Source organism: Kitasatospora sp. NPDC059088 (genome assembly GCF_042738155.1).
In the GTDB taxonomy this organism is placed as follows: Bacteria; Actinomycetota; Actinomycetes; order Streptomycetales; family Streptomycetaceae; genus Kitasatospora.
Map to the genome: position 1 here is coordinate 1 of NZ_JBHYGR010000172.1, position 11,399 is coordinate 11,399.

The 11,399-nt window shown below is 71.9% G+C and carries 10 protein-coding genes; 3 read left to right on the plus strand and 7 right to left on the minus strand.

Features of this window, described 5'->3' with window-relative positions; genetic code table 11:
* Window positions 1–24: 24 nt before the first annotated feature.
* Window positions 25–2,334, minus strand: a complete 2,310-nt coding sequence (locus ACFWXO_RS40880) for a transglycosylase domain-containing protein (RefSeq protein ID WP_380531206.1) — start codon at window positions 2,332–2,334, stop codon at window positions 25–27.
* Between the two features lie 181 nt (window positions 2,335–2,515).
* Complete coding sequence (locus ACFWXO_RS40885; RefSeq protein ID WP_380531209.1) at window positions 2,516–4,000, minus strand: alpha/beta hydrolase; 1,485 nt, start codon at window positions 3,998–4,000, stop codon at window positions 2,516–2,518.
* Between the two features lie 198 nt (window positions 4,001–4,198).
* Between ACFWXO_RS40885 and ACFWXO_RS40890 the strand changes: the two genes are divergently transcribed.
* Window positions 4,199–5,521: a YibE/F family protein gene (locus tag ACFWXO_RS40890; protein ID WP_380531212.1), complete on the plus strand. Its 1,323-nt coding sequence runs from the start codon at window positions 4,199–4,201 to the stop codon at window positions 5,519–5,521.
* A 51-nt stretch (window positions 5,522–5,572) separates the two neighbouring features.
* On the opposite strand, the gene ACFWXO_RS40895 is transcribed toward ACFWXO_RS40890, so the two are convergent.
* Together ACFWXO_RS40895 and map are read right to left on the minus strand one after the other, a co-directional pair.
* Window positions 5,573–5,998 (minus strand): acyl-CoA thioesterase, encoded by a 426-nt coding sequence (locus ACFWXO_RS40895; RefSeq protein ID WP_380408287.1) that lies wholly within the window; start codon window positions 5,996–5,998, stop codon window positions 5,573–5,575.
* A gap of 61 nt (window positions 5,999–6,059) precedes the next feature.
* Window positions 6,060–6,827, minus strand: a complete 768-nt coding sequence (gene map / locus ACFWXO_RS40900) for a type I methionyl aminopeptidase (protein WP_380531215.1) — start codon at window positions 6,825–6,827, stop codon at window positions 6,060–6,062.
* 177 nt (window positions 6,828–7,004) lie between these two features.
* On the opposite strand from map, the gene ACFWXO_RS40905 reads away from it, so the two are divergent.
* Complete coding sequence (locus ACFWXO_RS40905; RefSeq protein ID WP_380531218.1) at window positions 7,005–7,466, plus strand: hypothetical protein; 462 nt, start codon at window positions 7,005–7,007, stop codon at window positions 7,464–7,466.
* 45 nt (window positions 7,467–7,511) lie between these two features.
* The gene (locus tag ACFWXO_RS40910) at window positions 7,512–7,781 is read left to right on the plus strand and encodes a helix-turn-helix domain-containing protein (RefSeq protein WP_380408291.1); all 270 of its coding nucleotides are present in this window, start codon (window positions 7,512–7,514) and stop codon (window positions 7,779–7,781) included.
* Window positions 7,782–7,853: 72 nt separating this feature from the next.
* Here ACFWXO_RS40910 and ACFWXO_RS40915 read toward each other — a convergent pair whose 3' ends face one another.
* The 3 genes from ACFWXO_RS40915 to ACFWXO_RS40925 all read right to left on the minus strand — a co-directional run bounded on the left by ACFWXO_RS40915 (window position 7,854) and on the right by ACFWXO_RS40925 (window position 11,132).
* Window positions 7,854–9,248, minus strand: a complete 1,395-nt coding sequence (locus ACFWXO_RS40915) for an ABC transporter substrate-binding protein (protein ID WP_375897405.1) — start codon at window positions 9,246–9,248, stop codon at window positions 7,854–7,856.
* Window positions 9,249–9,318: 70 nt separating this feature from the next.
* Window positions 9,319–10,215 carry a carbohydrate ABC transporter permease gene (locus ACFWXO_RS40920; RefSeq protein WP_380531221.1) on the minus strand — a complete coding sequence of 299 codons (897 nt, stop codon included), beginning with the start codon at window positions 10,213–10,215 and terminating at the stop codon, window positions 9,319–9,321.
* A complete protein-coding gene (locus ACFWXO_RS40925) occupies window positions 10,212–11,132 on the minus strand; it encodes a carbohydrate ABC transporter permease (RefSeq protein ID WP_380408295.1) in 921 nt (306 codons plus the stop codon). The genes ACFWXO_RS40920 and ACFWXO_RS40925 overlap by 4 nt, the downstream gene beginning before the upstream one ends.
* Window positions 11,133–11,399: the final 267 nt, after the last annotated feature.

Genomic DNA, 11,399 nt, shown 5'->3' on the forward strand with positions numbered 1-11,399 from the left:
GGTACTCATGCGGGGCCGCGGGCGTCACTGGTCCGACGGGTCCGGGGAGTCCGGCGGGGTGGTGGGGGCCGAGCGGCCGGTCGTGCCGCCGTCCGACGGGGAGTTGCCGCGCGGGCGGCCGGTCGAGCCCGGGCCGGGCGCCCCCGTGCAGGTCGCCGAGGACGGCGAGCCGGTGGGGGTGCCGCACCCGGGGGTCGGGCGGACCGGGTCCGGGATGTGGACCGTGGTGAAGTCCTGCTCGGGCATGGACCGCACGGCGTCGCTCATGGCCTGCTGCCAGATCGGCCCCGGGCCGGTCGCCCCGAACACCTCGGGCTGGTACTGGCCGCCGATCCGGATGTTGCGCATCGGCACCTTGACGCCCGGGCTGCCCAGCCAGACCGAGCCGGCCAGGTTGCCGGTGTAGCCGGTGAACCAGGCCGACTTCTTCTCGTCCGTGGTGCCGGTCTTGCCCGCGATCTGGCGGTCGTCGTCCAGCCGGAGGTCCCGCGCGGTGCCGCCCTTCTCGGTCACTCCGAGCAGCACGCTGTTGATCACGTCGGCGGTGTCCGGGGACATCACCTGGTCGCAGCGGGCCGGGGCCACCGGGACGTCCTTGCCGGCCACCGTGGTGATCCGGTTGATCGCCACCGGCGCGCAGTAGGAGCCCCGGGCGGCGAAGGTCGCGTAGACGTTGGCCATGGTCAGCGGGCTGACCTCCTGGGTGCCCAGGCCGAGGGCGGGCACCTCCTGCAACGGGTCGCCGCTCGCCTTGCCGGTCACGCCCAGCTTGTTGGCCATCTGCTTGACGGCGCAGAGCCCGATCTCCTGCTCCATCTGCACGAAGTAGGTGTTGACCGAGAGCGCCATCGCCTGCTTGAGCTGGTACGGCCCCTTCTCGCTCGGGCTCTCGTTGGGGATCGTCCCTTCCTTCCTGCCCTTGTTGAGGTTCTTCCAGGTGCCGTCGCAGGTCTTCATCGTCGGCCAGTCCATCCGGTTCGGCGAGTCGTACTGCTGGGTCGGCGACAGGCCGGCCTCCAGGGCGGCGGCGGCCACGATCGGCTTGAAGTTGGAGCCGGGCTGGAACCCGATGCCCCCGCCCATCGCCGCGTCCACGTTGAGGTTGACGACGGTCTGGTTCTTCTCCTTCGCCAGGCCGTACGGGCGGGTCTGGGCCATCGCCAGGATCTTGCCGCTGCCGGGCTCGACCATCGTCATCGCCGCCGAGACCGGGTCGGTGACGTACACCTTGGTGGAGACGGCGTGCTGGGCGGCGGCCTGCTTCTCCGGGTCCAGCGTGGTGTAGATGTTCAACCCGCCGGTGTCCCACAGCTTCTTGCGCTCGGCGGCGCTCTTGCCGTAGGCCGGGTCCTGCTTGACCACGTGGCGGACGTAGTCGCAGAAGAAGCCCATGCCGGCCTGGGCGGTGATGCAACCGTTGTGCGGGTCCTTGTAGTTGAGGCCCAGCGGGGCCGCCTTCGCCTCGGCCGCCTGCTGGGCGGTGATGTGCTTGTTCTCCACCATCTTGTCGATGACGGTGTCCCGGCGCTTCTGCGCGGCCACCGGGTGCAGCTTCGGGTCGTACTGGGTGGGGTTCTGCACCAGCCCGGCGAGCATCGCCGCCTCGGGGAGGGTGAGGTCCTTGGCGTCCTTGCTGAAGTACCGCTGGGAGGCGGCCTGGATGCCGTACGCCTGGTGTCCGTAGAAGGTGATGTTCAGGTAGTTGGTGAGGATCTGCTCCTTGGAGAGGTCCTCCTCCAGCTTGATGGCGTACCGCAGTTCCTGGATCTTGCGGCCCAGGGTCTTGCGCTGCGCCTCGCGCACCGCCACCGGGTCGTCCCCGGCCATCTCGACGTTGACGTTCTTCACGTACTGCTGGGTGAGGGTGGAGGCGCCCTGTACTGCGGCTCCGCTCTCCGCGTTCTTGGTGATCGCCCGCAGCACGCCCTTGAGGTCGACGGCGCCGTGCTCGTAGAAGCGCGCGTCCTCGATGTCCACCTGGGCCTTGCGGATCAGCGGCGACATCTGCTCGGCGGTCAGGACGGTGCGGTCGCGCTCGTAGACCTTGGCGATCAGGCCGCCCTTGGCGTCGAAGATCTGGGTCGCCTGGGTGAGCGGCGGGGTCTTGAAGTCGTCGGGGATGCTCTCGAAGCCCTCGGCACCGCTCTTGGCGCCCAGGCCCATCGCGCCCGCCCCCGGGAGGATCAGCCCCGCCAGCAGGACGCCGCCCAGCACGCTGGAGCCGAGGAAGGTGGCCGCATGGCGCAGGATTCCGAGCGGGGTCTCACGGCGCCTCGGGCGCGGGACCCAGGTGTCGCCCGGGTCCGGGGCAGGTATGCGGCTCTTCGGTGACATAGTTCGAACATTACGGCCGTGAATCCCCACCGTGGGGGGCCTGTTGGCGAACTATTGTCACAAAATCGCGACAGGTTCGACTCATGTGTGAGGGTCGAACGTGGGTACACGCAGAAGTAAGGGCCGTTCGTCCACGGCCCGTTGCTCCTCCCCCGTCGGCGTCAGTCGGCGTCAGTCGGCGTCAGTCGGCGGCCGGGCAGTACACGTCCTCGGCCGGGCGGCGGCCCGTCACCAGGAAGTCCGTCACCACCGCGTCGCCGCAGGCGTTCCCGTTCGCCAGGTAGACGTCGTGGCCGCCGGAGTCGACCGTCACCATCCGCGCCCGGTCACCGAACGCCGCCCGCAGTTTGAGCGCGCCGGAGTACGGGGTGGCCGGGTCGCGCAGGTTCTGCGCCAGCAGGACGTTCGCCGGCCCCCGGCCGGTCACCCGCACCGGCGGCTCGGCGGGCGCGAACGGCCAGAAGGCGCAGGGCATCACGTTCACCGGCATGCCCGCGGTGAGCGGCCGGGCGGCCCGGTCGGCCGCCGTGTCCTTGGCGTAGGCCGCCGGGTCGGCGGGCCAGCGGACGTCGTTGCAGAGCGTGCCGACGGAGACCGCGAGGGTGTTCTGCACCGCCGCGTCGGGCGGCACCACCGGGGCGGGCAGCGGGCGGCGGCCGAGGCCCGCCAGCATCAGCCGGGCCAGGTCGGGGAACTTGGCGTCCGCGTACAGGCTGTTCAGCATGGACTCGCGCAGCACGTTGCCGCTCAGCTCGGCCGGGTTGGCGCCGGGCCAGGGCAGCGGGGCCGCGTCCAGCCGGGCGGCGAGGTCCAGGAACAGCGGGCGCACCTGCTCGGGGGTGTCCGCGACCCGGTCCGGGTTGTCCGGCGCCGAGGCCCACGCGGCGAAGTCGGGGAAGCGGTCCTCGGCGCCCTGGCCGAAGGCGGCCAGCCAGCCGCGGCCGACCTTCGACGGGTCCGGGTCGTCGTTGCTGTCCAGCACGATCCGGTCGGTGTGCCCGGGGAACATGGTGGCGTAGACGGCGCCCGCGTAGGTGCCGTACGAGGTGCCCCAGGCGGAGAGCTTGCGCTCGCCGAGGGCCTGGCGGATCCGGTCGATGTCGCGGGCCTCGTTGGCGGTGGAGATGCTGCGCAGCACCGGTCCCCCGTTGCGCGCACAGGTCTCGGCGACCCGGCGGGCGGTGGCCAGGTTGGTGTCGATCGAGCCGTCGGCGGCCGGCCAGGGGCGCAGCTTGACCATCGCCAGGTCGGAGTGGTCCAGACCGCAGCTGACCGGGGTGGAGCCGCCGACGCCGCGCGGGTCGAAGCCGACCAGGTCGTAGCGGTCCAGGACGGACTGCGGGAGGCGCCCGACGGCGCTCGTGGGGAGGCCGGTCCCGGAACCGCCCGGCCCGCCCGGAACGGTCAGCAGCACACCGCGGCGCAGGCCCGGCTTGGCGGTGGCGATCCGGGAGACGGCGAGCGTGATCTGTCGGCCGTCCAGGTCGTTGTAGTCCAGGGGGACGGTGAGGTCGGCGCACTGCTGGCGGGGGTCGACCGGGCCCTGGCAGGTGGTCCAGTCGAGGCCGCCCGCGCCGGAGTGCTCCGGGACGGCGGCGGCGGCGGGAAGGGCGGTCAGCACGGTGACGGCCAGCGTGGCGAGAGTGGTACCGGTGAGCTTCGACATGCCCAAGAGTCTGCTGCGGCAGGGGAATCGGGCCCATGCCGCCAGCCGGTCGATCGGGGGTGGGGCAATCCCCCGACGGCGGACGGGGGCCGTCCCGCACCCGGCGGCGGCGCGCCGACCGTTCGTGTCCTGCGGGGTGACGGCGGGCCGGACGCCGATGATTTCGGGTGCTGTGGAGGAGAACTGAGGAGGCGTGAGGTGACGGCAGGGAACCCGCACGACGGGAACGCGCTCGTGCACGAGCACGATCACGATCACGCGCACGAGGAGCAGCAGCACCGGCACGAGGGGCCCGCCGCGCCCGTGGGGCACGGCCACGCCCACGGCCACGGCCACGGGCCCGCCGCGCCGGTCTCCGCCCGTCTGCGCACGGTGGTCGCGGCCGTGCTGATCCCGTTCGCGGTCGCCGTCGCCGTCGGCCTGGTGGTGCTCTGGCCGGGCGGGGTCCCGGCCCACCAGCACACCGGGGTCGGCTTCGACCAGCAGATCCGGCAGGGCCTGGTCACCCGGCTCCAGGAACTGCCCTGCGCCGACCTCGGCCCCGCCGACCGGGGCACCTGCCGGCAGGAGACCGTCGAGGTCACCGACGGCCCGGACCGGGGCCGCACCTTCACGGTGGTCGTCCACCCGTCCGAGTCGCGGCGCCACGAGGTCGGCGAGCGGGTCGTCCTCACCTCAGCGCCGAACGCCCCCGTGGAGCTGCGCTACAGCGTCGTCGACGTGGACCGGAACCTGCCGATGGGCGTGCTCGCCGGGCTGTTCGCCGTCGTCGTGGTGGTGATCGGCCGCTGGCGCGGGGTCGCCGCGCTGTTCGCGCTGGCGATCAGCTTCGCCGTGCTGTCGCTGTTCATCCTGCCCGCCATCCTGCGGGGTTCGGACCCGCTGCTGGTGGCGATCGTCGGCGCCAGCGCGATCATGCTGATCGCCCTCTACCTGTGCCACGGGCTCTCCGCGCGCACCTCGGTGGCGGTGCTCGGAACGCTGGCGTCGCTGGTCCTGATCGGGGTGCTCAGCCTGGTCTTCGCCGCCTGGGCGCGGCTGACCGGCGACACCTCGGAGGAGACCGGGCTGGTCCACGGCCTCTACCCCGGCATCGAGATCCGCGGCCTGCTGCTCGCCGGGTTCGTGATCGGATCGCTCGGCGTGCTGTTCGACGTGACGGTCACCCAGACCTCGGCGATCTGGGAACTGCACGAGGCCGACCCGACGATGGGCGCCGGCCGGCTGTACCGGACCGGCATGCGGATCGGCCGCGACCACATCGCCTCGACCGTCAACACCCTGGTGCTCGCCTACGCGGGGGCCGCGTTGCCGCTGCTGCTGCTGTTCTCCGTCGCGCACCGGACGCTGGTGTCGGTGGCCACCAGCGAACTGGTGGCCGAGGAGATCGCCCGCACCCTGGTCGGCAGCATCGGACTGGTCGCGGCGGTGCCGGTCACCACCGGGCTGGCCGCGCTGATCGCCGCCGCCGACCACCCCCGGACGGCACCCGTGCCCGCCGGGCGGCACCGGCCCGCCTGACGCCCCGGCGCGGGGCGGGACGGGGCGGGGCGGGGCGGGGCGGACGGGAGGTCAGAGGCCGAGCAGTCCCGGGTCCGAGGCCAGGGCGCGCAGCGGCTCGCGCGGGTCGGCGACCAGCCGGCGGGCCACCAGGTCGAGGATGCCGCCCACGCCGGTGACCTCCGCGGCCAGCACGCCGTCCTCGCGGGTCAGCCGCTGCACCACCTGGAAGGTCTTGCCCCCTCGCCAGACGAACGCGCAGCTGATCTCCACCGTGTCCCCGGCGCGCAGCTCCCGCAGGTACTTCACCGTGGTCTCCAGGACGACCGGGCCCACGCCCTTGGCCACCAGCTCGGCCTGGCGGATGCCGGCCGCGTGGAGGTACTCCCAGCGGGCGTGCTCGGCGTACTGCAGGTAGACGGCCTGGTTCAGGTGGCCCTGGGTGTCGGTCTCGTACCCGCGTACGGTGACCCGTGTGGTGAAGTCCTGATCGGTCATGCCCCGCACGCTACTCCGGTGGGACGGGCGGGACGGCGTAACGTCCGTCACCCGCCGGGGACTACGGCAGGGTGAGGATCCGCGGACCGTCCTCGGTGACGGCGACGGTGTGCTCGATGTGCGCGGCCCGGCTGCCGTCGGTGGTGCGCAGGGTCCAGCCGTCCGGGTCGGTGTCGTAGTCGTCGCGGCCGCCGGCCGTCAGCATCGGCTCGATGGCCAGCACCAGGCCCGGGCGCAGCGGGTAACCCCGGCCGGGGCGGCCCTCGTTGGGGACGTGCGGGTCCTCGTGCATCCGGCGGCCGATGCCGTGGCCGCCGTAGCCGTCGAGCAGCCCGTAGCGTCCGGCGCGGGCCACCTTTCCGACGGCGTGGGCGATGTCGCCGATCCGGTTGCCGACCACGGCGGCGGCGATCCCGGCCTCCAGGGCGCGCCGGGTGGCATCGATCAGCTCGGCGTCCTCGGGCCGGGCGGGGCCGACGGTGAAGCTGACGGCGGAGTCGCCGCACCAGCCGTCCAGGACGGCCCCGCAGTCGATGCTCACCAGGTCGCCGTCGCGCAGCCGGTAGCCGTCCGGGACGCCGTGCACGACCGCGTCGTTCACCGAGGCGCAGATGACGGCGGGGAAGGGCACCGGCGCGAAGGCCGGCCGGTACCCGAGGAACGGCGAGGTCGCCCCGGCGGCCGTGAGCACCCCCCGCGCCACCTCGTCCAGCTCCAGCAGGCTCACGCCCGCGGCGGCCTCCCGCTGCACGGCCGCCAGCGCGTTGGCGACCACCCGCCCGGCCTCGCGCATCGCGTCGAGGGCGGCGTCCGACTTGAGTTCGACCATGGTGAACCTCTCCCCTGGATCCAATTCTTATACCGGTATTTGTATCACGGTCGATGGATGTCGGGCGCCGCTGGCGGCCGGTGTACGGACGGCTGCGGAAATTGCCACGACCGCCCGGCACAAGATCCGCTACTGTTCGGCGCCGCAATACCGATGAACTGATCACAAGGACCCGACGTGACCTCGCCGCTGCTCCGCGCTGCCCATGCGCACCTGCAGGCCTCCGAGCCGCCCCCCTCCTCGCGGCTCCGCCGGTTCGGCAAGGCCGTGCGGGCGCCGCTCATCTTTGTCGCACTGGCCAGCGTCGGAGTGCTCGTCGCCGGTCAGCTGGAGGAGACCGAGGCCGACGTCGCCCAGGTCGGCGACTGCATGCACGATCGCGGCGTGTCCTCCAGACCGGACCTACAGATCGTGGGCTGCTCCAAGACCGATGCGCAGTACAAGGTCGCGAAGGTCATCCGGGACAGCGCCCGGGACGGCTCGTGCGAAGCGGAGGGGCCCGAGGTCTTCGGCTCCTGGACCCAGAAGCGGTCGACCTCCGTCGTCATCCTCTGCCTCGCCCTCAACACCGCACGTCCGGGCGGCCCGGTCCCCCTGCCCAACTGGCCCATGGACTACCAGCAGCCGTGGTCGAACTAGGGAGCGCCGGGCGGGGCCTGCCGGACAGGCCCTAGACTCGACGGCATGGTGAGGACTCCGCTGACCCCGTGGGAGCGCGAGCGTGGGGAGCGCTTCGGGGCGCTGCTGCGCGAGGCGCGTGGCGAGCGCAGCATGGTCGAGGTGGCGGCGGTGGCCGGCGTCTCGGCGGAGACGCTGCGCAAGATCGAGACGGGGCGGGCGCCGACGCCGTCGTTCTTCACCATCGCGGCGCTGGCCTTCGCGCTGGACCTCTCCCTGGACGAGCTGGCGGGCGCCTGCGCGCTGCCCGAGGACGACACCGCCCTCTCCGCGTAGGACGGGCCCGGAACGGGGGACGGCCCGCCGGGCGCGTGGTGCGCCGGGCGGGCCGTCGTTCGCGGAGGGTGGTCAGCCGACCGAGCTGTTGTAGCTCTCGATCGCGGGCTGGAGCTCCTTGGCCGCGTCGGCGAGCGCCTGCTGGGCGGTCTTGCCGCCGGCCACGGTCTGCTCGATGGCCGTCTCCACGCCCTTGCGGGCCTGCGGCATCACGCCGAGCAGGCAGCCGGCGGTGGCCGGGGTGGGCTTGGTGGCCTTCAACTGGTCGATGGCCGTCTGGAACTGCGGGTACTTGCCGACCCACTCCTTGTCCTTGGGGTCGTCCAGGGACTTCTTGTTGACCGGGAAGTAGCCGGTGCCGGTGTGCCACACGGCCTGCTGCTCCGGGCTGGTGGCGAACTTCTCGAACTCCCAGGCGGCCCGCTTCTCGGCGTCCGAGTGGCCGGGGCCGCTGATCCACAGCGAGGCTCCGCCGATCGCCGGGCCGCCCTGGTCGGCGGCCGTCACCTTCGGGAAGGGCGCGGTGCCGACGCCGAACTTGGCGGCCTCGGTGTAGCCGCGCAGCACGCCGGTGGACTCCAGGTGCATGGCGACCGTGCCGGACTTGAAAGCGGCCTGGGCGTCGTCGGTGACCCGGCCGGTGTTGGCCGCGTAGCCGCCCTTGACGAGGTCGGCCCACCACTGGACGATCTGCGCGCCCTGGGCGGAGTCGAACACGACCTTGCCCGCCTTGTTGCTGCGGCCGTTGTCGTTGTCGCAGTACATGGTGCCGGACTCGGCGAGCAGCTCCTCGACGAACCAGCCGTAGATGGCGGCGCCGAAGCCGTAGCGGACGGTCTTGCCGTCGGCGTCCTTCTTGGTCAGCTTCTTGGCCAGGTCACCGAGCTCGTTGAGGTCCTTCGGCGGCTGCGCCGGGTCGAGGCCGGCCTCCTTGAAGGCGTCGGTGTTCAGGTAGAGCAGCGGCATCGAGGAGTTGAACGGCATCGAGACCAGCTTGCCGTTGGCCGAGTAGTAGTTGCGGATGTTGGGGTCGAGGTCGTCCAGCGAGTAGCCGTCCTTGTCGGCGAAGGCCTGGGCGGGGACGGTCTGCTTGGAGTCGATCATGAAGCGGGTGCCGATGTCGTAGACCTGCACCAGGGCGGGGGTGCCCTTCTGCTGCACCGCGGCCTTGTACTTGGTGACCAGCTCGTCGTACTTGCCCTGGAACTGCGCCTTGACCTCGATCTTGCCCTGGTGGGCCGCGTTGAAGTCCTTCACCAGGCCGTTCAGCACGTCGGCGTTCTTGCCGGTCATCGAGTGCCAGAACTCGACGGTGGTGACGCCGGAGGCCTGGTCGAGCGCCTGGGCACCGGGCGCCCCGGCGTCGGCGGAACCGCCCGAGCCGGCGTCCGAGCCGCTGGAGCTGCAGGCGGTCAGGGACAGGCCGGCCACCAGCAGGGCCGCGAGCGCGCGTGCACTCTTCTTCACGAGGGTTTTCTTCTTTCCGGTTGACGAACGGGATGTACGGGCGGGATGTACGGGCGGAGCGGGTGCGGGCTCAGCGGACGGCGCCCGCGGTGAGGCCGCGGACGATGAAGCGCTGGCCGAAGACCACCAGGGCGAGGGTGGGCAGCAGGGAGAGCACCACACCGGCCAGGATCAGGCCGGGGTCGGCCATCTCGGCGTCGCGCAGCGAGGTGAGGCCGATCTGCAGGGTCTGCATCTCGGCGGTGCGGGTGATGATGAGCGGCCAGAAGTACTGGTTCCAGGCCGACAGGAAGACGTAGATCGACAGCGCGGCCAGGGCCGGCTTGTTGAGCGGCACGACGATCCGCCACAGGAACCGCCAGTGCCCGGCGCCGTCGATCCGGGCCGCGTCGCGCAGTTCGCCGGGCAGTTGGCGGAAGGCCTGGCGCAGCATGAAGGTGCCGAAGCCGGAGGCGAGGAACGGCAGCACCAGGCCGAAGTAGGTGTTGCCGAGGCCCCAGCCCGACAGCGTCAGGTAGTTGGGGATGATGATGGCCTCCCAGGGGACCATCAGCGTCGCCAGGAACAGCCCGAACACCGCGGCCCGCGCCTTCATCGGCAGGAAGACGAAGGCGTACGCGGCCAGGATCGAGGTGACCAGCTGGGCGAGGGTGATGGCGGTGGCGGTGATCGCCGAGTTGGCGTACTGCCGGAACAGCGGGATGGTGTCCACCGCGCCGGAGAAGTTCCGGCCGGTCACCGAGTGGGGCACCAACGCCGGTGGGTAGGAGGCGAGTTCGGACGGCTCCATGAAGGCGCCGACCACCGCGTAGTACACCGGGAAGGCCACCGTGACCACGGCGACGGCGAGCAGCAGGTAGACGGCGGCGCGGCCCAGCAGGTCGCGCGGGGAGCGTCCGGCGAGGGGGCGGACCCGCGGACGGGGCGGATCGGCCCGGACCTCGGCCTCGGTGACGACCGTGCTCATGCGTAGTGCACCTTCCGCTCCAGGACGCCGAACTGGACGGCCGTGCAGGCGAGGACGACCAGCAGCAGCACCACGGCCTGGGCGCTCGCCGTGCCGAAGTCGCTGGAGCCGTAGGCGAAGGCCTTCTCGTAGACGGAGTAGACCAGGGTCCGGGTGGAGCCGTCCGGCCCACCCTTGGTGAGGATGTGGATCTGGCCGAAACTCTGCAGTGCGTGGACGGTGGAGACCACCGTCAGGAAGAACAGGTTCGGGCCGAGCATCGGGACGGTGATCGAGCGGGCCAGCCGCAGGCCGGAGGCGCCGTCGATCCGGGCCGCCTCGACGACCTCGCCGGGGATCGAGCCGATGCCCGCCGAGAGCACCAGTACGTTGTAGCCGAGGTTCATCCAGACCGTGGTCAGGGCCACCGAGAACAGCGCGTACCGGGATTCGGTCAACCAGCCGACCGGCCCAAGGCCGAGGTGCGACAGCAGGCCGTTCAGCACCCCGCTGGCCGGGTTGTAGAACACCGCGAAGACCACCGAGGCGCTGGCCACCGAGAAGGCGAAGGGCAGCGCGAAGGCGGAGCGCAGCAGCCGTACGCCCCGGATCCGGTTCTCCAGCAGCAGCACCAGCACCAGCGCGCCGAGCACCCCGGGCACCACGGTGAGCAGGGTGAACAGCGCGGTGGTGACCAGCGTCCGGCCGAAGTCGGCGGAGGCCAGCAGGTCGGTGTAGTGCTTGAAGCCGACGTAGCGGGAGGGCGCGCCGAAGAGGTCGTTGGCGTGTCCGCTGAGGTAGATCGTCCGTCCCAGCGGATAGCCGATGAACAGGACGAAGACCACCAGGGAGGGCAGCAGGAAGGCCCAGGCGAGCCCGTGCTCGCCCCATCGGCTTCGACGGCCCGCGAGGGGCACGGGGTGCGGTGCGGTCGGCATCGGTGGCACGTCCGCCTTTCGTGTGTTGGTTCCGGCCGAAACCGTGTCCTGCCCGAACGACGGCGCGGGAACCCCGCGGTGATCAACCGGTGTCCCCGGGATTACGCGTTCGCGTCAGATTTCGGCCGGTCGTGCGCGCAACAGCCGCTCCAGGAACGCCGAAACGGGGCCAACCCACACACAGTCAGGGGGGTGGGGGGGACGGACGAGGGGGGGGGGGGGGGGGGAGCCGCCCCCCCCGCCCACCAGGCGCACACCCGGGGTGAG